At 57.0% G+C, this 24,446-nt stretch carries 26 protein-coding genes and 3 tRNA genes; 11 read left to right on the forward strand and 18 right to left on the reverse strand.

Features of this window, described 5'->3' with window-relative positions:
- Positions 1-83: 83 nt before the first annotated feature.
- Positions 84-1,061 carry a phosphoserine phosphatase gene (gene serB, locus ACL2XP_RS21995; protein ID WP_413735358.1) on the reverse strand — a complete coding sequence of 326 codons (978 nt, stop codon included), beginning with the start codon at positions 1,059-1,061 and terminating at the stop codon, positions 84-86.
- Positions 1,062-1,172: 111 nt separating this feature from the next.
- On the opposite strand from serB, the gene ACL2XP_RS22000 reads away from it, so the two are divergent.
- Positions 1,173-1,850 (forward strand): YtjB family periplasmic protein, encoded by a 678-nt coding sequence (locus ACL2XP_RS22000; protein ID WP_413735359.1) that lies wholly within the window; start codon positions 1,173-1,175, stop codon positions 1,848-1,850.
- A gap of 55 nt (positions 1,851-1,905) precedes the next feature.
- Here ACL2XP_RS22000 and deoD read toward each other — a convergent pair whose 3' ends face one another.
- The 11 genes from deoD to ACL2XP_RS22055 form a co-directional block, all read right to left on the reverse strand.
- Positions 1,906-2,625 (reverse strand): purine-nucleoside phosphorylase, encoded by a 720-nt coding sequence (deoD, locus tag ACL2XP_RS22005; protein WP_413735360.1) that lies wholly within the window; start codon positions 2,623-2,625, stop codon positions 1,906-1,908.
- A gap of 82 nt (positions 2,626-2,707) precedes the next feature.
- The gene (deoB, locus tag ACL2XP_RS22010) at positions 2,708-3,931 is read right to left on the reverse strand and encodes a phosphopentomutase (RefSeq protein WP_413735361.1); all 1,224 of its coding nucleotides are present in this window, start codon (positions 3,929-3,931) and stop codon (positions 2,708-2,710) included.
- Positions 3,932-4,058: 127 nt separating this feature from the next.
- Positions 4,059-5,387 (reverse strand): thymidine phosphorylase, encoded by a 1,329-nt coding sequence (gene deoA, locus ACL2XP_RS22015; RefSeq protein ID WP_413735363.1) that lies wholly within the window; start codon positions 5,385-5,387, stop codon positions 4,059-4,061.
- A gap of 85 nt (positions 5,388-5,472) precedes the next feature.
- Complete coding sequence (gene deoC, locus ACL2XP_RS22020) at positions 5,473-6,252, reverse strand: deoxyribose-phosphate aldolase (protein WP_413735364.1); 780 nt, start codon at positions 6,250-6,252, stop codon at positions 5,473-5,475.
- A gap of 301 nt (positions 6,253-6,553) precedes the next feature.
- Positions 6,554-7,342 (reverse strand): TatD family hydrolase, encoded by a 789-nt coding sequence (locus ACL2XP_RS22025; protein WP_413735366.1) that lies wholly within the window; start codon positions 7,340-7,342, stop codon positions 6,554-6,556.
- Between the two features lie 172 nt (positions 7,343-7,514).
- Positions 7,515-7,745 (reverse strand): CsbD family protein, encoded by a 231-nt coding sequence (locus ACL2XP_RS22030; RefSeq protein WP_413735368.1) that lies wholly within the window; start codon positions 7,743-7,745, stop codon positions 7,515-7,517.
- Positions 7,746-7,848: 103 nt separating this feature from the next.
- Complete coding sequence (locus ACL2XP_RS22035; protein WP_011410256.1) at positions 7,849-8,010, reverse strand: DUF1328 domain-containing protein; 162 nt, start codon at positions 8,008-8,010, stop codon at positions 7,849-7,851.
- Positions 8,011-8,165: 155 nt separating this feature from the next.
- Positions 8,166-8,762: a molecular chaperone OsmY gene (osmY, locus tag ACL2XP_RS22040; protein WP_413735370.1), complete on the reverse strand. Its 597-nt coding sequence runs from the start codon at positions 8,760-8,762 to the stop codon at positions 8,166-8,168.
- 542 nt (positions 8,763-9,304) lie between these two features.
- Positions 9,305-10,894, reverse strand: coding sequence for a peptide chain release factor 3 (gene prfC / locus ACL2XP_RS22045; RefSeq protein ID WP_413735371.1), 1,590 nt, complete (start codon positions 10,892-10,894; stop codon positions 9,305-9,307).
- A 99-nt stretch (positions 10,895-10,993) separates the two neighbouring features.
- Complete coding sequence (rimI, locus tag ACL2XP_RS22050; protein WP_413735372.1) at positions 10,994-11,437, reverse strand: ribosomal protein S18-alanine N-acetyltransferase; 444 nt, start codon at positions 11,435-11,437, stop codon at positions 10,994-10,996.
- Complete coding sequence (locus tag ACL2XP_RS22055) at positions 11,406-11,819, reverse strand: DNA polymerase III subunit psi (RefSeq protein WP_413735373.1); 414 nt, start codon at positions 11,817-11,819, stop codon at positions 11,406-11,408. Before ACL2XP_RS22055 ends, rimI begins: the two co-directional genes overlap by 32 nt.
- Positions 11,820-11,990: 171 nt before the next feature.
- On the opposite strand from ACL2XP_RS22055, the gene rsmC reads away from it, so the two are divergent.
- The 6 genes from rsmC (at position 11,991) to ACL2XP_RS22085 (ending at position 15,817) form a co-directional block, all read left to right on the forward strand.
- Positions 11,991-13,034, forward strand: coding sequence for a 16S rRNA (guanine(1207)-N(2))-methyltransferase RsmC (rsmC, locus tag ACL2XP_RS22060; RefSeq protein ID WP_413735374.1), 1,044 nt, complete (start codon positions 11,991-11,993; stop codon positions 13,032-13,034).
- Between the two features lie 170 nt (positions 13,035-13,204).
- Positions 13,205-13,291, forward strand: a tRNA-Leu gene (locus tag ACL2XP_RS22065).
- A gap of 77 nt (positions 13,292-13,368) precedes the next feature.
- Positions 13,369-13,455, forward strand: a tRNA-Leu gene (locus ACL2XP_RS22070).
- 126 nt (positions 13,456-13,581) lie between these two features.
- A tRNA-Leu gene (locus ACL2XP_RS22075) sits at positions 13,582-13,668 on the forward strand.
- A 255-nt stretch (positions 13,669-13,923) separates the two neighbouring features.
- Entirely contained in the window at positions 13,924-14,982 is a 1,059-nt protein-coding gene (locus ACL2XP_RS22080; protein WP_413735376.1) for a GGDEF domain-containing protein, read from the forward strand.
- A 313-nt stretch (positions 14,983-15,295) separates the two neighbouring features.
- On the forward strand, positions 15,296-15,817 hold the full coding sequence (locus ACL2XP_RS22085) for a type 1 glutamine amidotransferase domain-containing protein (protein ID WP_413739255.1): 522 nt from the start codon (positions 15,296-15,298) through the stop codon (positions 15,815-15,817).
- 3 nt (positions 15,818-15,820) lie between these two features.
- Here ACL2XP_RS22085 and ACL2XP_RS22090 read toward each other — a convergent pair whose 3' ends face one another.
- Positions 15,821-16,306 carry a YhbP family protein gene (locus ACL2XP_RS22090; protein ID WP_413735377.1) on the reverse strand — a complete coding sequence of 162 codons (486 nt, stop codon included), beginning with the start codon at positions 16,304-16,306 and terminating at the stop codon, positions 15,821-15,823.
- Positions 16,307-16,552: 246 nt separating this feature from the next.
- Between ACL2XP_RS22090 and ACL2XP_RS22095 the strand changes: the two genes are divergently transcribed.
- Positions 16,553-16,882, forward strand: coding sequence for a GIY-YIG nuclease family protein (locus tag ACL2XP_RS22095; protein ID WP_413735379.1), 330 nt, complete (start codon positions 16,553-16,555; stop codon positions 16,880-16,882).
- Here the strand turns inward: ACL2XP_RS22095 and ACL2XP_RS22100 are convergent.
- The gene (locus ACL2XP_RS22100) at positions 16,863-17,372 is read right to left on the reverse strand and encodes a GNAT family N-acetyltransferase (RefSeq protein ID WP_413735381.1); all 510 of its coding nucleotides are present in this window, start codon (positions 17,370-17,372) and stop codon (positions 16,863-16,865) included. The genes ACL2XP_RS22095 and ACL2XP_RS22100 overlap by 20 nt on opposite strands.
- Complete coding sequence (gene ubiT, locus ACL2XP_RS22105) at positions 17,366-17,890, reverse strand: ubiquinone anaerobic biosynthesis accessory factor UbiT (RefSeq protein ID WP_413735383.1); 525 nt, start codon at positions 17,888-17,890, stop codon at positions 17,366-17,368. Before ubiT ends, ACL2XP_RS22100 begins: the two co-directional genes overlap by 7 nt.
- A 291-nt stretch (positions 17,891-18,181) precedes the next feature.
- Here ubiT and ubiU point away from each other — a divergent pair, with 291 nt between their 5' ends.
- From ubiU to ACL2XP_RS22120, 3 genes are all read left to right on the forward strand, one after another.
- Entirely contained in the window at positions 18,182-19,177 is a 996-nt protein-coding gene (gene ubiU, locus ACL2XP_RS22110; protein ID WP_413735384.1) for a ubiquinone anaerobic biosynthesis protein UbiU, read from the forward strand.
- A gap of 13 nt (positions 19,178-19,190) precedes the next feature.
- Positions 19,191-20,069: a U32 family peptidase gene (locus ACL2XP_RS22115; RefSeq protein WP_413735385.1), complete on the forward strand. Its 879-nt coding sequence runs from the start codon at positions 19,191-19,193 to the stop codon at positions 20,067-20,069.
- Between the two features lie 197 nt (positions 20,070-20,266).
- Positions 20,267-21,277: a luciferase-like monooxygenase gene (locus ACL2XP_RS22120; RefSeq protein WP_413735386.1), complete on the forward strand. Its 1,011-nt coding sequence runs from the start codon at positions 20,267-20,269 to the stop codon at positions 21,275-21,277.
- 61 nt (positions 21,278-21,338) lie between these two features.
- Here ACL2XP_RS22120 and ACL2XP_RS22125 read toward each other — a convergent pair whose 3' ends face one another.
- The 3 genes from ACL2XP_RS22125 to nlpI all read right to left on the reverse strand — a co-directional run bounded on the left by ACL2XP_RS22125 (position 21,339) and on the right by nlpI (position 24,326).
- The gene (locus ACL2XP_RS22125; RefSeq protein ID WP_413735387.1) at positions 21,339-23,267 is read right to left on the reverse strand and encodes a DEAD/DEAH family ATP-dependent RNA helicase; all 1,929 of its coding nucleotides are present in this window, start codon (positions 23,265-23,267) and stop codon (positions 21,339-21,341) included.
- Positions 23,268-23,278: 11 nt separating this feature from the next.
- Positions 23,279-23,338 carry a protein YrbN gene (gene yrbN, locus ACL2XP_RS22130; protein ID WP_413739256.1) on the reverse strand — a complete coding sequence of 20 codons (60 nt, stop codon included), beginning with the start codon at positions 23,336-23,338 and terminating at the stop codon, positions 23,279-23,281.
- Positions 23,339-23,441: 103 nt separating this feature from the next.
- Entirely contained in the window at positions 23,442-24,326 is an 885-nt protein-coding gene (nlpI, locus tag ACL2XP_RS22135) for a lipoprotein NlpI (protein WP_413735388.1), read from the reverse strand.
- Between the last annotated feature and the right edge of the window lie 120 nt (positions 24,327-24,446).

Here is a 24,446-nt window from a genome sequence, read left to right on the forward strand (position 1 = left end):
CGGGGCACAGTACCGTTCATACATCCCGTGCGCTATGCCCCAACGTCTAAACCGGTAGCCCGCTGCGCTATCCGGCCGCGCGCCTAGCGATCTTCGTTTTTCAGATTGCCGCTCAGGATGCATAACACGCCCAGTAAGTCCGCGTGGCGGATAATGACTTTACTCTGTTCATTCACCTTGGGCTTGGCATGGTAGGCAATGCCCAGACCTGCCGATTGTAGCATCAATAAGTCGTTGGCACCGTCGCCGATGGCTACCGTCTGGTGCAAGGGTATCGCCAGCCGCTCCGCCAGCGCGTTCAATTCCCGGGCCTTATAGGCGGCATCGACAATCGGCCCGATCACCTCGCCGGTCAGCTTACCGTCGCGAATACCCAACTCATTGGCGGCAACCGAAACCAGCCGCAGCCGATCGCGCAGATACTCGGCAAAATACGTAAACCCGCCTGAAGCAATGGCGATATGCCAGCCCAGGCTTTGCAATTTGGCGACCAGGCCGGTCAGGCCAGGCATCAGGGGCAAGCCGTCACGGACCTGGCGCAGGATCTCCGCGTCGGCGCCCTTAAGGGTGCCCACCCGGTGGCGCAGGCTGGCGGCGAAATCCAGCTCGCCGCGCATGGCGCGTTCGGTAACCGCGGCAACCTGCGCGCCCACCCCCGCCAGTTTGGCGATTTCATCAATACACTCAATCTGGATTGCGGTAGAATCCATGTCCATGATCAGCAGGCCGGGCGCGCGCAGATGGGGCGTTTTGCCAAAGGGCGCCACGTCCAGGCCCAGATCGTGGGCCAGCTGCGTCGCCAGGGCGGTTAACGGGCCGGCCAGCCTGACCACCTGGTAATCTTCGATATGCCAGGCGGCGACGATCACCAACGCCGTCTCCAGGCCGCGCTGGAAGCGGGCCAGGGTAGGTTTATCCAGGGATTTGCCATACAGCAGCCAACCGGTGTGACCCGCGCGGTAATCCAGCGGCATCACTTCATCGCCGCTTAACGACAGCGGCAAACCGGGCCACTGGGAGATCCCCGCGGGGAGATCGCGGTATGTCAGACTATTGGACATCAATCGCTCCTGTAGGCGTAAAGAGTGGTCATGATAAAACAACGCGCATCAAGCTATCCTATCGTCGGCGCTTCTGGCAACATAAAGCGTCCAAAATAGTAAAGGAATCCCATGGTACGGGCCAGAGTCTCGTTTCGCTTACATCGCACCGCCATCGTTCTGATCTGCGTGACGCTGCTGGTATTTCTGATGCAGGGCGCATCCTGGTTCAGCCTGAGCCATCAAATGGCCCGCTCGGCGCAGGTGGATGAGCTGGCCGATACCTTAATCCGCCAGCTCGCGGGCCAACTGGCGCCGTTAATGGCGGAAAACGATGACAACGCCGCGCCAATCCAGGCCGTGCTGGATAAGCTTACGCAGGGCAGCCGCATCCTGGACGCCAGCGTATACGGCATGGACGGCAACCTGATTGCCAGGGCGGGGGAAAATATCAGCGTCCGCGACCGCCTGGCCATCGAGCGCCAGCGCGCCGGCAGCTATTTTAACCACCAGTTGGTGCAGACGATTACCGATAAAGACGGCCCCAGCGGTTTTGTGCGCCTGACCCTCGACACACATGTTTTGGAGACCGAAGCCAAACAGGTGGATAACACCACCAACCTGCTGCGCCTGATGATCCTGCTGGCATTGGCCATCGGCATTATCCTGGCCCGCACCCTGCTGCAAAACCGCCGCAGCCGCTGGCAGCAGTCCCCCTATCTGCTCACCGCCAGCACGCCGCTGGCCGAACGCAAAGGGGACGAAGACGAGACGCCCGCCTCCGCGCCGACCGTCCCCCCGGAGAAATAAGCGCGGGCGCAATACCCGCCGGCATCCCGCGCCCGTTTTTTTCAATGACGACGGTTCAGTCCGCGTCCCCGCGCAGCACCGACTCCAGCGCGATTTCTATCATCTCGTTAAAGGTGGTCTGGCGGTCGGCCGCGCTCAGGGCTTCGCCGCTGCGGATATGGTCGGAAACGGTACAGATGGCCAAGGCCCTGGCGCCGAACTCCGCCGCCACGCCATAAATCCCGGCGGCTTCCATTTCCACACCGAGGATGCCGTATTTTTCCATCACGTTAAACATATCCGGGTCGGGGGTATAAAACAGATCCGCGGAAAATAAATTGCCGACCCGGACATTCACTCCCGCCGCCCTGGCCGCATCCACCGCGTGGCGCAGCATGCCATAATCGGCGATGGCCGCGTAGTCGTGATCTTTGAAGCGCATGCGGTTGACTTTGGAATCGGTGCAGGCGCCCATGCCGATCACCACGTCGCGCACATGGACATCGGCGCGCACCGCCCCGCAGGACCCGACGCGAATAATCTGTTTCACATCGAACTCGGTAATCAGCTCCTTGGTGTAAATCGAGCAGGAGGGTATGCCCATGCCGTGGCCCATTACTGAAATATCCCGGCCTTTATAGCCGCCGGTGTAGCCCAGCATGCCGCGGACATTATTCACTTCGCGCGGCCGGGTCAGGAAGGTATTGGCGATGTGCTGCGCCCGCAGCGGATCGCCGGGCATCAGTACCACATCCGCAAAATCGCCTCGTTCGGCATTGATATGGGGCGTCGCCATGGTATTTTTCCTTGTGATAAATAATGGATTTTTGTTGCCCGCCCCTTACCGGGGCGGGGTAAAACGCCGGGAGAAATCCCAATCACACTATGGCTTTGCCATAGTCCATGGGAGATAACCCGAAATAACGCGCCACGGTCTGGCCAATATCCGCGAAAGTCTCGCGATGCCCGTAAGATCCCGCTTTAACCTTGGGGCCGTAAATCAGCACCGGGATATGCTCGCGGGTATGATCGGTGCCCCGCCAGGTGGGGTCGCAGCCATGATCCGCCGTCAGGATCAGCATATCCTCGCCGGTGACGCGTTCGAGCAATTCCGGCAAGCGGCGATCGAACAGCTCCAGCGCGGCCGCATAGCCGGCGACGTCGCGGCGGTGGCCATAGGATGAATCAAAATCGACAAAGTTGGTAAATACGATAGTCTTATCACCCGCCTGATCCATCTCGCGAATGGTGGCGTCGAACAAAGCGTCCAGGCCGGTGGCTTTGATTTTTTTCGTGATGCCCACCCCGGCGTATATATCGGAAATCTTGCCCACCGAAACCACCTGGCCGCCCTGCTCTTCCACCAGTTTTTGCAAGACGGTGGCCGATGGGGGTTCGACCGCCAGGTCGTGGCGGTTGCCGGTGCGCTGGAAGTGGCCGGCTTTATCGCCGATAAACGGCCGGGCGATCACCCGGCCGATATTATAGCCGCCGTCGGTGAGCAGCTCGCGGGCTAGCTCGCACAAATCATAGAGCCGCTGCAAGCCGAAGGTCTCTTCATGGCAGGCGATTTGGAATACCGAATCGGCCGAAGTATAAAAAATCGGCTTGCCCGTGCGCATATGCTCCTCTCCGAGCTGGTCAAGGATCACCGTACCCGACGAATGGCAGTTGCCGAGATAGCCGGGCAATTCGGCGTGTTTGACCAACTGGTCCAGCAGTTCCTGCGGAAAACTGTTTTCCTGGTCCGGGAAATATCCCCAATCAAACATCACCGGCACCCCGGCTATTTCCCAATGTCCCGACGGGGTGTCTTTGCCGGAGGAGATTTCGCTGGCATAGGCGTAGGCGCCGATAATATCGGCCTGCTTATCCAGGCCCGGCGCAAACCGGCCGGTGGATTCTTCGCCCGCCAGCCCAAGGCCCAGGCGCGACAGGTTGGGCAAATGCAGCGGGCCGCTGCGGCCCTGTTCAGCCTCCCCTTGCGCGCATCGCTGCGCAATATGACCCAGGGTGTCCGAGCCGCTGTCGCCGAATTTTTCCGCGTCGCCGGCGGCGCCGATACCAAAAGAGTCGAGTACCATAATGTAGGTACGTTTCATTGTGTTCTCCTGCTGAGCGACCCGGCCCGCGGGGTGGTTGCCCCCGGGCCGCATCATGGATAATCGTGTCGGCCGGCACGGGTTTCCCCGTGGTCCGGCGACCGGAACGCCGCGGTTTATACCAGACTTACAGGCCGGCCTCAATGCGGCGGTAAATCACCGGCAGCGCCTGCGGCGCCTGCGCCGCAATCGTTATTGCGCCGCGCACCGCCTCCGCGGCCTGCATCCAGCTCTCTTCGCTGGCGGCGTGAATAATGGCCAGGGGCTGTCCGGGCTGCACGGCGTCGCCCAGACGCACCATATCGGTCAACCCCACGCTGTAGTCAATGGCGTCGCTGACGCGCCGCCGCCCGCCGCCCATGGCCACCACCGCCATCCCCAGTGCGCGGGTGTCCATGGTATCGATATACCCGGACCCGGCGGCAAACACCGGCTTGCTCAGGGTCGCCATCGGCAAATAGCGATCGTAGCGATCGACAAAGTCGTTCGGTCCGCCCTGGGCGGCGACCATGCGGCCAAAACGCTCCGCCGCTTCGCCGTTATCCAATACCTGTTGCAGCCGGGCCAGCGCCAGGCTGTCGTTGGCCGCCAGGCCGGACGTCACCAGCATTTCGCAGCATAACGCCATCGTCACCTCGAACAGGCGCGGATTACGCTGCTCGCCGGTAAGAAAACGCACCGCCTCGCGCACCTCCAGCGCATTGCCCGCGCTGGAGGCCAGGACCTGGTTCATATCGGTCAGCAATGCCGTGGTTTTGCATCCCGCGCCGTTGGCGACGCCGACGATGGCCTTGGCCAGCGCCTCGGACTGTTCGAAGTCCGGCATGAACGCGCCCGAACCGACCTTTACATCCATCACCAGCGTGTCCAATCCCTCTGCCAGTTTCTTGGCCAGTATCGACGCGGTAATCAGCGCGATGGAATCCACCGTGGCGGTGATATCGCGGGTGGCGTAAAAACGCTTATCCGCCGGCGCCAGGGAGTTGGTCTGGCCGATAATCGCCACGCCTACCTCCTTGATCATGGTGCGAAAGGTACGATCGTCGGGAAAGATATTCAGCCCGGGAATGGCTTCCAGTTTATCCAGCGTGCCGCCGGTATGGCCCAGCCCGCGGCCTGAAACCATCGGCACATAACCGCCACAGGCGGCGATCATCGGACCGAGCATCAGCGAGGTGACATCGCCCACGCCGCCGGTGGAGTGTTTATCCACCACCGGGCCGCCCAAATCGCTGTTTTTCCAGTTCAGCACATGGCCGGAATCGCGCATCGCCAACGTCAGCGCCACGCGTTCGGCCATATCCATATCATGGAAAAAGATGGTCATCGCCAGGGCGGCGATTTGCCCTTCGGAGACGGTATTATCGCGCACTCCGTTAATAAAAAAGCGGATTTCGTCTTCACTCAACGATCCTCCGTCGCGTTTTTTACGAATGATTTCTTGTGCCAGGAACAAGGTAACCCCCTGCATACCAAAAAGCGGGCCAGGCCCGCAGAACGGGAATAATCCCTACGGACTCCTATTTCAGACGGCGAAAGGATCAATAACCGTTGCCCGTTTCATGCGCATCCTGGCCCAATACGGTAAGCAGGCTGGTCAGCAGGCTTGAAGCGCCGAACCGGAAATGGCGGGCGTCGGCCCAGTCCGGCCCCATGATGCGATCCGCCAGCTCCAGATAGGACGCGGCTTCCGCCGCTGTGCGCACGCCGCCGGCCGGCTTCACGCCCACCTGCGTCCCGACGCCCTTATCGCGGATGACCGAGAGCATGATTTCCACGCTTGCCAGCGTAGCATTGACCGGCACCTTGCCGGTGGAGGTTTTAATGAAATCCGCGCCGGCGTCGATGGCGATTTCCGCAGCCAGGCGAATCAGCTCCGGACGGCGCAGCTCGCCGGTTTCCAATATCACCTTGAGCAATACCCCGCTGGAGGCGCACAGCGCTTTGCAGGCGCTGACCATATCGAACCCCAGCTGTTCATTGCCGGCCATCAGCGCCCGGTAGGGCAAAACCACATCCACTTCGTCCGCGCCGTAGGCGATGGCCGCACGGGTTTGCGCCAGCGCGATGTCGGCATCGTCGCCGCCATGGGGGAAATTGGTGACCGTGGCAATACGGATATCCGGCGTATCCTGCCGTTGCAGGGCCTTGCGGGCAACGGGGATAAAGCGGGGATAGATGCAAATGGCGGCGGTATTGCCGGCCGGACTTTTCGCCTGGCGGCACAGGTGTATTACCCGGTCGTCGGTGTCGTCGTCGTTGAGGGTGGTAAGATCCATCAGGCTCAGCGCGCGCCGGGCCGCAACGGTTAAATCAATCATAATACTCTCCAACTTTTCGGTCTGGTCAACGTAAACCGAAGATGCAAAAGGGGCGTTACGGACAAAGCGGTAACGCGCCGTATCGTTGGCGAGCGGACTTGGTTCCATGAAGAAAGACCCGGAACCATACAGCCATCCGGGCGTCAGAGATCCTTCTCACCGCATAAGCCTGTATCAAAGACGCAGGGTAACAACCGCCCTGCCTTACGCGCTGAGTCTATTTTTTCACACTTGGGGCAAATAAGCTGCCTGAGCATCGAGAATTATGCGTACGATCCCGATTATCTGCGCAATAATCCCGCTATTGGCGAGCCAGGCCAAAGAGATCGAGGCTATTACGGTAGATTATATCGGCAATCTGCTCCGGCGGCTCGGCGCGCAATTCGCATAACGCCTGAAAAGTCAGCAACACGCGTTCCGGTCGATTGGGTTGGCCCTGGTAACCGGACACGGGCATATCCGGCGCGTCGGTTTCCAGCAATAGCCGCTCCAGCGGCAGGCGGGCCATCACCTGGCGGGTTTTATTGGCGCGCTCATAGGTGATGGTGCCGCCGACGCCGATATAAAACCCCAATTTAATGAAGGCCTCCGCCTGCTCGTAACTACCGGCGAATCCATGTACCACGCCGGCGCGCGGCAGCCGGCGCTGGCGCAGCATCATCGCCAGCCGATCGTGGGTGCGCCGCGAATGCAAAATCACCGGCAAGTCATAACGCGCGGCCAGTTGCAGTTGGGCGTCCAGCAGCGCCGTTTGCCGCTCCATCTGCGGGTCGGCCATGTAGTTATCCAGGCCGATTTCGCCGATGGCCACCAGCCGCGGATGAGGTTGTCGTAAATACTGTTCCAGCAGCGCCAGGCCGGCCTCGTCATGCTGGGCGATGGCAATGGGATGCATGCCCAATGCGGCATACAGCGCCGGATGGCCATCGGCCAGGGCCAGTACGCCCGCAAAACGCCCCGCCTCCACCGCCGGCACGATAATACGCCGCACGCCCGCTTGGGCCGCGCGGCGAATGCTGTCGGCCTCGGCGCCGCTAAACGGCGGAAAATCAAAATGGCAGTGCGTATCGATAAAAACCGGCGTGGTCATGGTATTTATCCCAGGTGGCGCCAACCGTGTCCCGTCCTAGTCATCAATATACGGTTCAGGCGTGAATCGTCCAATGATGAATTGACGCATTTAGGCGGCGAGCAGGAAAAAAAACGGCAGGAGGTGCGGGGTGGGAATAAAGAAATAAACCTAATATTCCGGATAAAACGCATCAATGCAATTTATCCGGCTTCTGCATAGGGGGTTTCACGGCGTCCTTGGTTCCGGCCTCCGGCGCGGCGACCACGGGTACTGATTTGCCGTAATCTTCCTGCATTACCCCGGAAAGGTAGTGGTTGCTTCCCGCAACCCAGGCGCAGTCGTCATCAAACCACTCCGCCCATAATAACCACATCTGGCTTTTCCACTGCTTGAATTTGCCAAAAACGACGTCGCTATTCATATCCCCTCCGGAAAGCAACCTACTTGGTCACTACATTACCGCAATAACATTACAGAAATAATGTTAGCGCAATAACGCTGCAGGAATATCCCGCCGCTGCCGGCTACCTGCCGCGACGGCCGGTAAACAGGCTGATCAGGAACAGAATGATACCAACGACGAATACGATTTTGGCGGCCCATGCAGCCGTACCGGCCAAACCACCAAACCCTAACGCTGCCGCTATTAAGGCAATAACCAGAAAAATAATGCCCCAACGAAACATAAGCTTCTCCTTACCCAAATGATGAAAATACAATTCTCGTGTTACCGGAGGAAGGAATAAACAGCCTCCTATCGAACCGGTTTAATACTATTATTTGCCGTGCACAATAATCGGAGTGAATCGCCCCGGGGGCCATTCACTCCGAAACATCTTGATTAGTATTTAAGGTCGTTTTTAACGCTTTTCACACCGTCGACCGCTTTAGTCACGTTTTCAGCACGGGCCGCTTCGTTGGCGCTTTTTACGGTGCCGCTAAGCTGTACTACGCCGCCGGTGGTTTCAACTTTCACCGTACGGGACGGAACCAGACTATCGGCCAGGAGTTTAGCTTTCACTTCGCTGGTAATGGCCGTATCGCTGGCGTAGGTTTTCACCGAAGCCTTGTTGGTTCCTTTTACGTGCAGCTTGTCGCTGACCGACGTAACGCCTTCCACGGTTTTGGTAGCGGCTACGGCGCGTTCCGCCTGGGTCTGGCTGGCGACAAAACCGCTCAGGGTAACTACACCGTTATTGGTCACTACCGAAATATCGTTACTATTGACGGACTTGTCGCCCACCAGCGCACTTTTCACTTTTGCTGTGACGGCACTGTCGCCCATGTAGTTTGACGCGGTTTTCATCGAATTATCGATTTTCGCGCCGGTGCTGTTGGCCTCGGTCTTGATAGTGTCGTTAGCCATGGCGGTGGTGCCTGCCAGGATAGTACCCAATACCAATGCCGTAAGCGTTTGTGTCATCTTGATCTTATTCATGGATGTTTCCTTTTTACCGTCCACCCGAATCAGGGTGTTATTGCCACAAATGTGACCTGTCTAACTGCTGTCGGATACGTCCCGGCAAGCATCTAAAAAAATCAGACTGTGCAGCCTGGAGTCAGCAACGCGTCGCGCTGCGATTAACCGTCAGGAAAACCGCCGGTACTGAAAAATCCTCAAAGGATATTTCCACTGGAAGGAGAAAAAATATACTCATTCCATGTTAAGCAGGTTATCACGCTGATTTTGACGGTTTTATTAGCTTATTTAACCGTTTCGTCAGAGACAATTTAACTATAGACCAGAAATAACAAATTGCATGGTTTACCGGTAAAAAAACGCCAAATCCGATGAATAAGCAAGGATTTAGGACATTTCTGTAGGAGGGGTGTAGTACGCAGCGATAGGCCCGCAGGCCTGATTACACGGGAAACCACCCGATGGCGGCCCTGGTTTTACCGGCGGAAATACCGGTAAAGCCAGGCGAAAGAATAAAAGTTGCCAGCGGGCCGCCTGCCGGGATTCACTCCCGGTGGGCATTAATGTTCGCGGGTTTTATGGAAACTCACGTCCGGATAGCGTTCCTGGGTCAAATTCAGGTTCACCATGCTCGGCGCGATATACGTCAGGTTATCACCGCCGTCCAAAGCCAGGTTCAGCTCGTTTTTGCGCTTGAATTCCTCAAGTTTTTTCACATCCTGGCATTCTACCCAGCGGGCGGTGGAAACATTAATCGACTCATACAAGGCTTCGACGTTGTATTCGCTTTTAAGCCTGGCCACCACCACTTCAAACTGCAATACCCCGACCGCGCCCACAATCAGATCGTTATTGGTGATAGGACGGAATACCTGCACCGCCCCCTCCTCCGATAGCTGGACCAACCCTTTGAGTAATTGCTTTTGTTTAAGCGGGTCGCGCAGGCGGATACGCCGGAACATTTCCGGGGCGAAGTTCGGAATACCGGTGAACTTCATCTCTTCGCCCTGGGTAAAGGTGTCGCCGATCTGGATGGTGCCGTGGTTATGCAGCCCGATGATATCGCCGGGATAGGCTTCTTCGATATGCGAGCGATCGCCTGCCATGAAGGTCAAGGCATCGGCGATAAGCACATCTTTACCGGTTCTTACCTGATGCAGCTTCATGCCGGTTTCATAGCGTCCGGACACCACGCGCATAAACGCCACGCGGTCGCGGTGCTTGGGGTCCATGTTGGCCTGGATTTTAAATACAAAGCCCGTGAACTTCTCTTCATCGGCCTTCACGACGCGGGTATTGGTCTTGCGCGGCATCGGCGGCGGCGCCCAGGCGACCAGTCCGTCGAGCATATGATCGACGCCGAAGTTGCCCAGGGCGGTGCCGAAAAATACCGGGGTCAATTCACCGCGCAGGAAAGCCTGCTCTTCGAATTCATGGGAGGCGCCCTGCACCAATTCCAGCTCTTCGCGCAGTTGCGCCGCCAGATCTTCGCCGATGGCCCGGTCCAGATCCGGATTTTGCAACCCTTTGACGGTGCGCACTTCCTGGATGGTGTGGCCTTTACCGGTCTGGTAGAGATAAGTTTCATCTTTATACAGATGGTATACGCCTTTAAACAGCTTGCCGCACCCAATGGGCCAGGTGATGGGAGCGCAGGCGATGCGCAGCTCATGCTCCACTTCGTCGAGCAGTTCCGTCGGATCGCGGATATCGCGGTCGACCTTGTTCATAAAGGTCAGGATCGGCGTATCGCGCAGACGGGTGACTTCCATCAGCTTACGGGTACGATCTTCGACCCCTTTCGCGGAGTCGATCACCATCAGGCAGCAGTCCACCGCCGTTAAGGTGCGATAGGTATCTTCCGAGAAATCTTCATGCCCGGGGGTATCAAGCAGGTTTATCAGGGCATCCCGATAAGGAAACTGCATTACCGAGGTGGTAATGGAAATACCACGCTGTTTTTCCATTTCCATCCAGTCGGATTTGGCGTGGTGGCTGGACCCCCGCCCTTTCACGGTTCCGGCGGTAAGAATGGCGTGCCCGAACAACAGCACTTTTTCGGTAATGGTGGTTTTACCGGCGTCGGGGTGCGAAATGATCGCAAAAGTGCGCCGGGCCGCGACTTCTGCGGCGATGGAGGCATTCTTCATCTTCTGTTTCTCGATGGGTACATAATCAGTAAAGGCTGAATCGCTGGTGCTAGATTCTACATGCAGAAAGAAAGCATTGATAGTGCGCAGATAACGGGGTCAGCCAAGGGGCAACGCCATGATAATAGCGTCTTCGCGCCCCACGGCGGCGGGATAATAATCGCGCCGCACCGAGACATCGTTAAAGCCGAGGGATTGATATAACGCGATGGCGGGCAAGTTTGATTGGCGCACTTCCAGCCACAGGGTAAGTATGCCGCGGGTTTCAAGTTCGGCGATGAGATGCTCAAGCAGTTGGCGCCCCAGCCCGCGCCGCTGAAAATCCGGATGCACCGCGATATCGAACAGCGTCGCCTCGTCCAGCACGGTTTGGGTGATGGCGAAAGCCGCCATGGCGCCGTCGGCGATGAGCTTGAGGTTCAAATAGCGCTCGCCCTGGTTGGTGGCGAAGGTTTTCGCCGTCCACGGAAACGCATGGCTGGCCTGTTCTATATGCCAGGCGGCGGTCAGGTCAGAGACCGTCAGGGAAGAAATCTGATTCATGATGACAAATTTGCTGCCAAAGATCGCGCTTGGCCGCGGCGTTAGCAAGCAGCTCGGCCAGCGGCGGCGTAGAGAGTGAAATGCCGGACAGCGAGCGCGTCGCCGCGACGCCCAGCCACCAGCAGTGGCAGCGGGTATCTTCCGGCAGCATCGCGACCTGTTCAGGCGTAAGTTGATATAACGCTTGCGGGGTCAAATCGAGGCTGCGCGCCACATCGTCCAGCAAGGGGTGGTTGCCGGGGGGCAAGGGGCTGGCGATCAGCACCAGCCGGGTTTCCGGAGGCAGAACGACCGCGACCTCGCCCAACAGCGCCCCGGGGCGACGCAGCGTCCACTGGGTAATGCCCAGTTGTCGTAGTTGCCAGTCGCGTCGTAAAGTCATACTTATCCTGTCAGCGGTTGGTGTTGCGCGCGGCGATTTTGCGCGCCGCGGTTAATCGCGTCATTTTACCCATTGGGCGGTCCGCAAATCCACCAATGCGACCAAATCCATCGAACATCGGGCAATAAAGCACTATACTCCCCGCTCGGATTAATGAGGAGCCTTTGTCGCATGTCAGTTTTAACACCAGCCAGTGAAGTCATACTTCGTCACGACGATGTTTTTTTGGATAAGCGGGTATTGTTCGCCGGTGATGTGCAGGACCTGTTGCCCGCCGAGTTCGAAGCCCAAAGCGTGCGCGTCCACACCGCCTGGTATCACCACTGTCTGGCGCTGCGCGACAAAATGGACGAACAGTCCGTGCAATACGGCCTGGTGGCCGACGCCGATTTTGTCCGCGAATGCGATACTTTACTCTATTTCTGGCCGAAAAATAAGCCGGAAGCCCAGTTCCAACTGGAGAATTTACTGTCGCTGCTGCCCATCGGCAGCGAAATTTTCGTGGTGGGCGAAAACCGCAGCGGCGTACGCAGCGCCGAGCAAATGCTCGCGCCTTATTGCCCGCTCAATAAAATCGACAGCGCCCGCCGCTGCGGCCTGTATCACGGCCGGTTGGAAACCGCGCCGCAGTTTGATCCCCGGTCCTACTGGAATGAATATCAGTTGGACGGCATTACCGTGAAAACCCTGCCGGGCGTATTCAGCCGCGATGGGTTGGATAGCGGCAGCCAGCTGCTGCTGTCCACTTTTGATAAACCGCTCAGCGGCGCGGTGGCGGACATTGGCTGCGGTACCGGCGTATTGGCGGCAGTGCTGGCCAAGCGCTCCCCCGGCCTCAAGCTCACGCTGGCCGATGTCCATGCCCCCGCGCTGGCCGCCAGCCAGGCCACCCTGGATGCCAACCAGCTTACCGGCGACGTGGTGGTCAGCGACGTCTACTCGGCGCTGCCCGGGCGGTTTGACATTATTATTTCCAACCCGCCGTTCCACGACGGCATGCATACCAACCTGCAGGCGGCCGAAAACCTGATCCGCGGCGCCCAGGCCCATCTGCGCATCGGCGGGCAATTGCGGATCGTGGCGAACGCCTTTTTACCTTATGCGGCGCTGCTCGATACCGTATTCGGCAATCATGCCGTGCTGGCGCAAACCGGCCGTTTCAAGGTGTACCAGGCAATCTATACCGTTTCCCGCGGCAAGGATAAAGTCAGGTAAACGCGCCTGAGCCGGAGCCTGTCAGCGACCATTGCGCCGCAGGCCCTTGCGGCGCATCGCATTTTTTAGGCAAAAAAACCGCTCGGGTTTAAATAATTATTGACCTTGACGCTAAAACCTCTAGAATTCGCCTCCGTGGTGACAGGGCTAATAAGCCCGGTCAGTGGCATGCGATGGTGGCGGAATTGGTAGACGCGCTAGCTTCAGGTGTTAGTGTCCTTACGGACGTGAGGGTTCAAGTCCCTCCCTTCGCACCAAACACAACCACATAGCTGTAAAACCCGTTGAAAAGCGGGTGTGAAAACATAGCATTAAAAAGTCAATCCGACGTGTAGCGATGGTGGCGGAATTGGTAGACGCGCTAGCTTCAGGTGTTAGTGTCTTAACGGACGTGAGGGTTCAAGTCCCTCCCTTCGCACCAATCGGTTGGGCTTTGCTCCTATGCTATGTTGAAAAAGTTGTTTATTGCGCGCATGGGGTATCGCAGATCAGGGATGCTCATGTAGTGAACAACGCCATATGAAATGTGTTAAATGAATAACCCTGTGCGATGGTGGCGGAATTGGTAGACGCGCTAGCTTCAGGTGTTAGTGTCCTTACGGACGTGAGGGTTCAAGTCCCTCCCTTCGCACCATATTCATTTACACCTCTCATAATGGCGCAACCGCGTTTTTATGCTTCTTCCCCCTCCCCTTACCTTCTATTTGTCCTCTTTTGGCGCCGCGGCCCACGGGCGAGTGACATTCATCCATAAAACTGTTAAATTATTCTTATGGACTGTACTTCATCACCCTATAATAACGATACTAAATTACCAACAAACTTATTTTTCAGGATTCGTGTCGTCTGTTAGTACCATATTGAACAGCCGGGGCTCAAAAGTTAAGACATGATAAATACAACCAACTATGACGAACTCCGCAAGAGTAAGCTTCGTTTATCGTTGCTATTATTCCTGTTTCTCAATATAGCTTTCTCAATATTTTATGTCACCACAGCAATAAACAATACCCATTCGCCGACACTTCCGTCCATGCTGGTGGCGATTTTCAGTGGTATTACTTTATTATTAAGTAATTCCAAACTGCGCAACTATCCATATCTACTGAATATTTTTGCATTTATTATCGGTTTACTGTGGTCTTGGCATATTGCTTTGCGTTTTACGCAACTTCAACCTTATGATAACAATTTTCTGCTCTTTAGCCTGATGATGGTTTTCTTCATTAGCGCCATTTCCCTGGCGGATTATTTCATCGCATTTTGTTTGCATAGCCTGCCGCCGGCTCTGACGGTGCTGGCCCTGGATCAGTTTAGCCATATACTGGCCTTGCTCTTCACTATCGCCCTGCCGCTGATAAGCCTTTCGCTGCATATTCTGATGCAAAAACGCAGCGAAGCCTTTACTTCCGAGCTGTTCAACCGGCTAAGCGAGGAGCGGGAAAAGTTCAGCGATCTCAGTATGATCGACCCGCTTACCGGACTTTTTAACCGCCGCGGCCTGCAAAATAAGCTGGCCAATCTGGGCGGCGGCGCTTCCACCAATCATTATATCCTGCTGCTGGATATCGACCATTTCAAGGCTTACAACGACAATTATGGGCACACCATGGGCGACAATGCGCTGGTCGCCGTGGCGGTGGCTATTCGCGACGCGGTGCGCTCCCGGGATATCGTAGTGCGCTACGGCGGGGAAGAGTTTTTAGTATTGCTCATTGATGTCGATGAAATTTACGCCCTGGCCAGCGCCGAAAATGTCAGGCAGGCGGTATTGGACCTGAAAATTCCCCATATGTTTAACGATAAGGTTTCCACCACGGTGACCCTTAGCGCCGGCATCGCTATTATGTCCGACAGCGATATCGAAGCATCCCTTTCCGCCGCCGACAGCGCCCTTTATCTGGCCAAAAGCCGCGGAAGAAACTCGGTTGAAATTGCCATCAAATAGCCGGAACAGCTTGGCATACTAACCATTAGGACAAAATAGTATAACGATGGATGCGGGTTCAATATGACCTGCGGCTTATTTATTTTGCCACATTAGGTTAATGTTATATTTTGCTAAAAAAAGCCTCAGTATTATCCTAATAATAAATGAATATAAAGTTGATTTAATTTGCGGTTTTATTCATTTAATTTTCCTGCCTTATCCCGATCGTGAAATCAACCGGTGGGGGATTTATCTGCCTTTTCTGCCTTGATACCTTGGCGATCCCACACTAGGCTTAGTGCAGTTCGTTATTCATCAATAGGAGAATATGATGAGCAAGAAAATCGCGGTCTTAATCACCGATGAATTTGAAGACTCCGAATTCACCTCGCCGGCGCAAACCTATCAGCAGGCGGGCCATCAGGTTGTCACCATTGAAAAAAAAGCGGGCAATACCGTAACCGGCAAACGCGGCGAGGCCAAGGTAACCATCGATAAATCTATCGATGATGTTAGCGTGGATGAGTTCGACGCCCTCTTGCTGCCCGGCGGCCATTCGCCGGATTCACTGCGCGGCGACGATCGTTTCGTTGATTTTACCCGGGCCTTTGCCTTAAGCGGCAAGCCGATTTTCGCTATCTGTCATGGCCCGCAGTTGCTAATCAGCGCCGATGCGGTGCGCGGTAAAAAAATGACTACCGTCAAACCGGTGGTGGTGGACCTGAAAAACGCCGGGGCCGATTTCTTTGATAAAGAGGTGGTGGTCGATAACGACGTGCTGGTGACCAGCCGTACGCCCGATGACTTGCCCGCTTTTAATCGCGAATCCCTGCGCATTTTGAATAAAAAATAGCCGTTATTTTCCCTGAGCCACCGCCAGGCCCGCCTCATCTGCGGGCCTGTTTGCTTCTTCCCGCAGCCATTTTAGCTTGGTGCCAAAACCCAATTTGTTGTTGGTCAGTTTGACCTCGTCCAGCCGCAGGCTCCAGATAGGCGAAACCGAGAGTTTGGCCAGCGGAAACCGGGAAGTGTACAGCCGTTTCGCCACCTGGGCTTCATCGCCGGCCAGCAGGCTCACCTCACCGCTGTACTGCACCCCTTTAATCAGACTGATGGTAATGGTCTGGTCGCTGACGGTACCGGCCACGTGCTGGTGTTCAGCCAACAAAGTGCCATGGCGGGTGGTGTGATCGGTGAGAAAATAAAACGCCATCGACGATTCATTAAAAACATAAAAAAAGTTGGCGCACCACAGCGAGTCCGCATCGCCGACGCACATCGACAATACGTGCTGCTTTTTTAAATAAGCGGTGATGGCTTTGAGGGAAGTGTCCGTCGTCACAATAAGTCCTTTGTCCTTATATGGTTATAAGCAGCATATAGCGCTTGTCGATAAATTGTCCAATCTTTTCCAGCCGCCCTGACCGACATTTTTCGCCAATGCCGGCCCGTTTTCACACCGCCCGCGACCGTGGACCCAAATCCGTCCCCCTTGCCGCCGCCCGGGCAAAATAGGGTACAATACCCACCGAACTATTTGGCGCTTACCCTTTCGCCGGACCAGGGCATCAATCCATGACAACTAGCCATGACCACTAGCTGGTATCTCTACCTGATACGCACCGGCAGCGGCGCGCTTTATACCGGCGTCACCACCGATGTGAGCCGGCGCCTGGAACAGCATCAGCGGGGCTGCGGGGCCAAGGCCCTGCGGGGTAAAGGACCGCTGACGCTGGCGTTTCACTGCCCGGCGGGCGACCGTGGCAATGCGTTGCAATGGGAATACCGCATCAAGCAATTGACGCGCACTCAAAAAGAGCTGCTGGTCGCCAGTCAGGCGCAATCATTGGAAGGCATATGGCCCAGTTTACAGCCGGGCCCCGCCCGCCAGCGGCGCCTCAAAGCGCGGCTTGATTAAAGGGCTCGGCAAATTCCACCTGGCCGCTGACGCCTTCCAGGGCGTCTTCCGCCAGCGTGAACAGTTGGAAAGCGGCTTCGGCGCCCGGCCAGCGGCAATGCAGCCGCGAGCGCGCGGCCGGGGTAAATCCGCAACGCGAGTAATAACCGGGTTCGCCTAAGACCACCACCGCGCGATAGCTAAATTCATTGAGCGTATCCAGGCCTTCATAGATCAACTGCTGGGCAATGCCCTGGCGGCGATAGGCCGCGTCCACCGCCAGCGGCGCCAGTCCGACCCATTGACAATCCTCGCCGTCGATCCAGACCGGGCTAAAGGCGGCATAACCGATTACGCCGCCCTCATCGTCGGTGGCGACGATACCGAGCGTGAGCAGGCCGTCTTCCCGCAGCCGATGTACCAAATCCGCTTCGATATCACGTCCGAATGCGCGGCGCAGCAGGCTATCGATCCCCGGCGCGTCTACCGGAATTTCTACGCGGATTAACAAGGCTGGGATACGCGGATGCCCTTTGCATCCGCGCCCTCTTTTAAACCCGCCTCGATAAACCCGGCCATTTGCAGCAGCGCCGTGCGCAGCAAGGCGGGCATGGTATCCAAGTCGATGGAATCCATCAGGTTTTTCACATACAGGCCAAGTTCGGTATCGCCTTCGATCCGCAGGCGGCGTTGAAAAAACAGGGTATCGGGATCTTCTTTGCGCGCGGCAATCAAGATCAGATCGTTGGCGTTGCCGGTGAAGCTCACATCGGCCTTCGCCTCCTGGCTGACGACTAACCGATCGGCTTCAAGGGTCATATACCATTGCAACCCTAAATCGCTGACCTCGATCTTCAGCCAGCGCCCCGCCAGAAAGGCCAGATCGCCTTCGGCCAGTGCTTCGCGGAACTGCCAGCGCAGCACTTGTTCCAGCAATTGGCGCTGTAGCGCAAACGGGGTGAATTTAATTGGCAAGCGCAACAGCGACGGCCCCCGGCGCACCAACCGTGCTCGTAGTTTATCCAACACTGTTTCTACTCCTCTTAAAGAATCTGCGCCTATTTTGCCACAGTGATAAAAACTGGTCGGTGTCTATATCAATTATTTTCAAACAAAGATTAGCTAATTAATGGCGTTTATTGCGGCTTTTAATGCTGCCATAACCCCATAAGCTGCCTCAAATCAAAATTATCCCGGCCAACCTTATTTAGAATTGCGGTGATTACCGTTAACCATTTGTTGCTAAAACGACCTGTTGCTCATTCATTCCCCCAGCCTGACGCTCCGCGCGCCGTGGCCAAGACAACTATCTGGAGCTTTATGGAGTTGCTATGTCCCGCCGGTAACCTGCCGGCCCTCAAAGCGGCGATCGATAATGGCGCCGACGCGGTCTATATCGGCCTGAAGGACGACACCAACGCCCGCCATTTCGCCGGCCTGAACTTTACCGATAAGCGCCTGCAGGAAGCGCAGGAATATGTACACCGCCATCAGCGCAAATTGCATATCGCCATCAATACCTTTGCCCACCCCGACGGCTACGCCCGGTGGCAGCGGGCCGTGGATATGGCGGCCCAGGCCGGCGCCGACGCGCTGATCCTGGCCGATCCCGCCATGCTGGAATACGCGGCGCTGCACTATCCGCAGATCGAGCGCCATGTATCGGTGCAGGCATCGGCCACCAACGAGGCGGCGATCCGATTCTACCAGCGCAACTTCGACGTGGCGCGGGTGGTCCTGCCGCGCGTACTGTCGATGCATCAGGTCAAACAGCTGGCCTTGGTCAGCCCGGTGCCCCTGGAAGTGTTTGCGTTCGGCAGCCTGTGCATTATGGCCGAAGGCCGCTGTTATCTTTCATCTTACCTGACCGGGGAATCGCCCAACACCGTCGGGGCCTGTTCGCCGGCGCGGTTCGTCCGCTGGCAACAAACCGAGGACGGCATGGAATCACGCCTGAACGATGTGCTGATCGACCGGTATCAGCCGGATGAAAATGCCGGTTACCCTACCCTGTGCAAGGGCCGTTATTACGTGAACGGACAGCGTTACCATACCCTGGAAGAGCCCACCAGCCTAAATACTTTATCCCTGCTGCCGGAGCTATACGCCGCCAAGATTGCGTCGGTAAAGATCGAGGGCCGGCAACGCAGCCCCGCCTATGTCAGCCAGGTAACCAAAGTCTGGCGCCAGGCCATCGACAGCTGTAAGAACGACCCCCAGGCCTTTGTGCCGCAGCCTGCCTGGACCGAAGCGCTCGGCGCGGTGTCCGAGGGTACCCAGACCACCCTGGGCGCGTACCACCGCCGCTGGCAGTAACAGGAGATCCGCTATGAAATATGCATTAGGCCCGGTGCTCTATTACTGGTCAAAACCGGATATCGAGGCGTTTTACCAGTTGGCGCGCGCGAGCAGCGCCGATATCGTTTATCTGGGCGAGACCATTTGCAGCAAGCGCCGCGCCTTGAAAACCGCCGACTGGCTGGACCTGGCCAAACAGGTGGCGCAGTCGGGCAAGCAGGTGGTGATATCGACGCTGGCGCTGATTCAGGCACCCTCGGAACTGACCGAACTCAAACGCTATCTGGATAACGGCGACTTTTTGCTGGAAGCCAATGATATCGGCATCGTGCAACTGGCGGCGGAATATCGGCTGCCGTTTGTCGCCGGCCCGGCGTTGAATTGCTATAACGCTTATACCCTGCGTATCCTGCACCGCCAGGGCATGGTGCGCTGGTGCATGCCGGTGGAACTGTCCCGTGAATGGCTGGGCAATACTCTCGACCAGTGCGCAGAGCTGGGTTTTCGCGGGCAATTCGAGGTTGAGTTATTCAGCTATGGCCATTTACCGCTGGCCTATTCCGCCCGATGTTTCACCGCCCGGTCGGAAAACCGGCCGAAAGATGAATGCGAAACCTGCTGTAGCCAGTATCCACAGGGACGGGAGGTGCTGTCGCAGGAGCAGCAAAAGGTCTTCGTGCTCAACGGCATCCAGACCCAAAGCGGCTATTGCTATAATTTGATCAACGAGCAAACCTCCATGCAGGGGCTGGTGGATGTGGTGCGCCTGTCGCCCCAAGGGCCGGATACCGTCGCCATGCTGGATCGGTTCCGGGCGAATCAGTACGGAGAGCAGCCACTGCCTCTTACCCGCCAGATGGACTGTAATGGCTATTGGCGCCGCATCCCCGGCCTGGAACTGGTGGATTAACCGCCCAGGCCGCGCCGTCACGCAGAAGCCAGTTTGCTAGCCCGCCGGTTCGGCGGGTTGTTTGTTCCTAAGGTCTCCCCTTAAGCGATACCCCTAAAAACATAAGCAGTATCAGAAATCACCCTTTTGGTTAATACTCATAGTTATCATTAGCCGACAATAAGTATCGGTAACGACTGACTGCGAGCATACCCATTATGTCAAAACCAGGCCCTATTCCTTTCTCGGTCCTCGATCTATCCCCGGTCCCCCAGGGCGCGACGCCGCGCCGCGCCTTCGAGTCCTCGCTGGATTTAGCGCGCCATGCGGAAACCTGGGGCTACCATCGTTACTGGCTGGCGGAGCACCATAATATGACCGGCATCGCCAGCGCCGCCACGTCGGTATTACTCGGTTATATTGCCGGCGGCACCCAGACCCTGCGCCTGGGGTCCGGCGGCGTCATGTTGCCCAATCACGCGCCGCTGGTGATTGCCGAGCAGTTCGGCACCCTGGAAACCCTCTATCCCGGACGTATCGATCTCGGCCTGGGGCGGGCGCCGGGTACCGATCAACGCACGATGATCGCCCTGCGCCGCCACCTCGGCGGCGAAGTGGATAATTTCCCCCGGGACGTACAGGAACTGCTGGCTTATTTCGATGACGTACAGCCGGGCCAGCCGGTACAGGCGGTGCCGGGCCAGGGGCTACATGTGCCGATATGGCTGTTAGGCTCCAGCCTGTACAGCGCCCAGCTGGCGGCGGCGCTGGGCCTGCCGTTCTCGTTCGCCTCGCATTTTGCGCCGGATATGCTTTGGCAGGCATTGGATATTTACCGCCAGCAATTTAAGCCGTCCGCGTATTTGGAACACCCCTACGCCATGGTCTGTATTAACGTGGTGGCCGCCGATAGCGAACGGGATGCGCGGTTCCTGTTTACGTCGATGCAGCAGCAGTTTATTAATCTGCGCCGCGGGCGTCCCGGCCCGCTGCCGGCGCCGGTGGAAGATATCGAAGCGCTATGGTCGGCCGGCGAGCAGTACGGCGTCGAGCAGGCGCTGCGCATGTCGGTGGTGGGCGACCGGGATCAGGTTCGCGCGGGTCTGCAGGCGGTGATCGAGCAGACCGGTACGGATGAGCTGATGATCAACGGGCAGATTTTCGATCATCAAGCCCGGCTGCGCTCATTTGAGCTGGCCATCGGCGTACGCGACGAACTCACGTTCTGACCCGATCGGCACCCATAAAAAAACCCGCCGATTGGCGGGTTTTTTATTAGCGCGTTAACGCTTAGGCATCACGGCGACGAGTGGTCGGCGCGGCGGCGGCATCGCCTTCGCGACGCGGCCCGCGTTGACCGTCACGGCTGCCGCTGAAACGGCGCTCGGCAGGGGCGCCGCCTTCACGGCGATCGCTGAAGCTGCGACGGCCCGGAGCACCATTGCCGCCTTCGCGGCGTTCGCCGCCAAACGCACCGCGGGGAGCGCCGGCGCCAGCACCGCCGCCACGGCGTTCACCGCGCGGCGCGGCCACTGCTTCACCCACGAACTGCATGTTCATCGGCTTGTTCAGGATACGCGTACGGGTAAAATGCGACAGCATATCGCCCGGCATACCTTTAGGCAGCTCGATGGTGGAATGCGATGCGAACAGCTTGATATTGCCGATATAGCGGCTGCTGATGTCGCCTTCGTTGGCAATAGCGCCGACGATATGACGCACTTCAACCCCATCATCACGACCCACTTCGATGCGATACAGATCCATTTCGCCGACGTCACGACGTTCGCGACGAGCCGGACGTTCGCCGCCGCGATCTGCGCCGCTACGGTCGGAACCTTCGCTGCGACGATCGTCGCGATCGCGGAATTCGCTGCGCGGACGACGGTTGATCACCGGATCGGGCGGCAGGATCAGCGGACGTTCGCCCTGGGCCATTTTCAGCAAAGCCGCGGCCAGCGTTTCCATATCCATCTCTTCCAGCGGTTGCAGCTTGGCCAGCAGCGCACGATACATGTCCAGATCGCTGCTTTCCAATTGAGCCTGCACCTTGGCGGCAAATTTCGCCAGGCGGCGTTGGCTCAGCACTTCACCGGTCGGGATTTCCACTTCCGGAATGGCCAGCTTCATGATGCGTTCGATATTACGCAGCAGGCGGCGTTCGCGGTTTTCCACAAACAGCAGCGCGCGACCGGCGCGGCCAGCACGGCCGGTACGGCCGATACGGTGCACGTAGGATTCGGAATCCATCGGGATATCGTAATTCACTACCAGGCTGATGCGATCAACATCCAGGCCGCGGGCGGCGACATCGGTGGCGATCAGAATATCCAGGCGGCCGTCTTTCAGGCGATCCAGGGTTTGCTCGCGCAGCGCCTGGTTCATGTCGCCGTTCAGGGCGGCGCTGTTGTAGCCGCTGTGCTCCAGCGCTTCGGCCACTTCCAGCGTGGCATTTTTGGTGCGCACGAAGATGATGGCGGCGTCGAAGTCTTCCGCTTCCAGGAACCGGACCAGCGCTTCGTTCTTGCGCATGCCCTGCACGGTCCAGTAGCTCTGGCTGATGTCGGGACGCGTGGTAACGCTGGACTGAATCCGTACTTCCTGCGGGTCGTTCATGAAACGACGCGTAATCCGGCGAATAGCTTCCGGCATGGTAGCCGAGAACAGCGCGGTTTGGTGCTTGGCCGGGATCTGCGCCATGATGGTTTCAACGTCTTCGATAAAGCCCATGCGCAGCATTTCATCGGCTTCATCCAGCACCAATCCGCTTAATTTGGACAGGTCGAGGGTGCCGCGTTTCAAATGGTCAAGCAAACGGCCCGGGGTGCCAACGACAACCTGGGGTCCCTGGCGCAGGGCGCGCAGCTGGACGTCATAACGCTGGCCGCCGTAAAGCGCCACCACGTTGATGCCTTTCATATGCTTGGCAAAATCGGAAATGGCTTCCGCCACCTGTACGGCCAACTCGCGGGTCGGCGCCAGAACCAGCACCTGGGGCGCGGCCAGCTCCGCATCGATATTATGTAATAAAGGAAGAGCAAACGCAGCGGTCTTGCCGCTCCCGGTTTGCGCCATACCCAGTACGTCACGGCCCGCCAGCAGTTGCGGAATACATTCTAACTGGATAGGTGATGGTTTTTCATAGCCCAGATCGGTCAGGGCATTCAGGATGGGAGCGGAAAGTCCCAAATCAGCAAAAGAGGTTTCAACTTCAGACATGTACACGTGCCTCATATCATAATGGCGGCCAGTCTACATACCTCGTCGTGAAAACTTTCATTCATTTTCATCAAAAGTGTGAACCGGCTCAAATTGGATTTAAAACGAACAAACAAGCCCTCACCCTTGCAGGTGATAAAAAAGAGTAACGGGCTGAGTTGTTTAGTTCGTCAGCTATTGCTGGTCCGATTCTGATAGGTCGTCTTGCCCTTGGCCTAAGAGCGCCAATTCCAACAATGCATAGCGGTGCTCAACAAAGTTATGTACGTTGTTAGCGACCGTCAGTTTGAACAGCGCCGAAGCGGAGTTCTTGTCCCCCAGACTTAGGTAATGCTTACCTAAATAGAAGTCAGTTTCACTGAGATGCTCGGCGAGCGAAGTGTTATCCGTTGCGTCCGCCTTAAGGCGCTCCATCAGCGTAGTTTCACTGATGTCCCCCAGGTAGAACTCGACAATATTCCATCCCCATTGGCCTCTGTTCGCTTTTTGATAACGCTGAACCAGCGCATCTTTGGCTTTGTTGGTATCGATTTGCTTCTCAACCAGGTAAAGCCATAACGAACGGAAAGGATCATTTGGGTCGTCGCGATAAAACGCCTGCAGATCATCCTGCGCCAAACGGTAGCGGCCTCCATAATACAAGGCAATGCCACGGTTTAAATACGCGTAGTTGTAAGTTGGATCAAGCTCTAGTACAGAATCAAACGCTTCATAGGCAGCATCAAAATTGCCTGCCTGCGTTAAGTAAATGCCGAGATAGTTAAATACCTCAGGCATATCAGGGCGGATAGCCAGCGCTTGTGAAAAATCATTACGCGCTAACGCTCTTAACCCTAGGCTATCATACAGCACTCCGCGCTCATATAATAGCTGTGCTCGCTCATCATCGGTTAGTGCCCGGCTCGCCAGGATTTGTTCCATGCGCGCCAGGATGACTTCCTGTTGTAACGTCGGCTGCAATGGAACAGCTAAAACGTCATCTTTACGCCAATCAATGTTGCTGCATCCTGCCAGCATAAACGCCATCGCAACGAACCACCAGCGCAAGTAAGGCCTCATTTCCCACTCCCGAAGAAAAACATTGGATGAACGTCCTGTCCCCCATCGGCTTAACACAAGGCGTCCCGCCCTTGTGATACGAACAGCCCCTTACCCGGTAAGGGGCTGTAAAATGCGCTA

This window comes from Sodalis sp. RH21, from assembly GCF_047324175.1.
In the GTDB taxonomy this organism is placed as follows: domain Bacteria; phylum Pseudomonadota; class Gammaproteobacteria; order Enterobacterales; family Enterobacteriaceae; genus Acerihabitans.

What these genes read in the sequence shown, in the direction of transcription:
- rimI (WP_413735372.1), bottom strand. Translation starts at nt 11,437, where the DNA reads ATGAATCAGATTTCTTCCCTGACGGTCTCTGACCTGACCGCCGCCTGG.
- rsmC (WP_413735374.1), top strand. Translation starts at nt 11,991, where the DNA reads ATGTCAGTTTTAACACCAGCCAGTGAAGTCATACTTCGTCACGACGAT.
- deoD (WP_413735360.1), bottom strand. Translation starts at nt 2,625, where the DNA reads ATGGCGACGCCCCATATCAATGCCGAACGAGGCGATTTTGCGGATGTG.
- ACL2XP_RS22120 (WP_413735386.1), top strand. Translation starts at nt 20,267, where the DNA reads ATGTCAAAACCAGGCCCTATTCCTTTCTCGGTCCTCGATCTATCCCCG.
- deoC (WP_413735364.1), bottom strand. Translation starts at nt 6,252, where the DNA reads ATGATTGATTTAACCGTTGCGGCCCGGCGCGCGCTGAGCCTGATGGAT.
- ACL2XP_RS22035 (WP_011410256.1), bottom strand. Translation starts at nt 8,010, where the DNA reads ATGTTTCGTTGGGGCATTATTTTTCTGGTTATTGCCTTAATAGCGGCA.
- ACL2XP_RS22095 (WP_413735379.1), top strand. Translation starts at nt 16,553, where the DNA reads ATGACCACTAGCTGGTATCTCTACCTGATACGCACCGGCAGCGGCGCG.
- osmY (WP_413735370.1), bottom strand. Translation starts at nt 8,762, where the DNA reads ATGAATAAGATCAAGATGACACAAACGCTTACGGCATTGGTATTGGGT.
- ACL2XP_RS22125 (WP_413735387.1), bottom strand. Translation starts at nt 23,267, where the DNA reads ATGTCTGAAGTTGAAACCTCTTTTGCTGATTTGGGACTTTCCGCTCCC.
- ACL2XP_RS22115 (WP_413735385.1), top strand. Translation starts at nt 19,191, where the DNA reads ATGAAATATGCATTAGGCCCGGTGCTCTATTACTGGTCAAAACCGGAT.
- ACL2XP_RS22055 (WP_413735373.1), bottom strand. Translation starts at nt 11,819, where the DNA reads ATGACTTTACGACGCGACTGGCAACTACGACAACTGGGCATTACCCAG.
- ACL2XP_RS22080 (WP_413735376.1), top strand. Translation starts at nt 13,924, where the DNA reads ATGATAAATACAACCAACTATGACGAACTCCGCAAGAGTAAGCTTCGT.
- ACL2XP_RS22030 (WP_413735368.1), bottom strand. Translation starts at nt 7,745, where the DNA reads ATGAATAGCGACGTCGTTTTTGGCAAATTCAAGCAGTGGAAAAGCCAG.
- ACL2XP_RS22025 (WP_413735366.1), bottom strand. Translation starts at nt 7,342, where the DNA reads ATGACCACGCCGGTTTTTATCGATACGCACTGCCATTTTGATTTTCCG.
- ubiU (WP_413735384.1), top strand. Translation starts at nt 18,182, where the DNA reads ATGGAGTTGCTATGTCCCGCCGGTAACCTGCCGGCCCTCAAAGCGGCG.
- prfC (WP_413735371.1), bottom strand. Translation starts at nt 10,894, where the DNA reads ATGAAGAATGCCTCCATCGCCGCAGAAGTCGCGGCCCGGCGCACTTTT.
- ACL2XP_RS22000 (WP_413735359.1), top strand. Translation starts at nt 1,173, where the DNA reads ATGGTACGGGCCAGAGTCTCGTTTCGCTTACATCGCACCGCCATCGTT.
- deoB (WP_413735361.1), bottom strand. Translation starts at nt 3,931, where the DNA reads ATGAAACGTACCTACATTATGGTACTCGACTCTTTTGGTATCGGCGCC.
- nlpI (WP_413735388.1), bottom strand. Translation starts at nt 24,326, where the DNA reads ATGAGGCCTTACTTGCGCTGGTGGTTCGTTGCGATGGCGTTTATGCTG.
- serB (WP_413735358.1), bottom strand. Translation starts at nt 1,061, where the DNA reads ATGTCCAATAGTCTGACATACCGCGATCTCCCCGCGGGGATCTCCCAG.
- ACL2XP_RS22085 (WP_413739255.1), top strand. Translation starts at nt 15,296, where the DNA reads ATGAGCAAGAAAATCGCGGTCTTAATCACCGATGAATTTGAAGACTCC.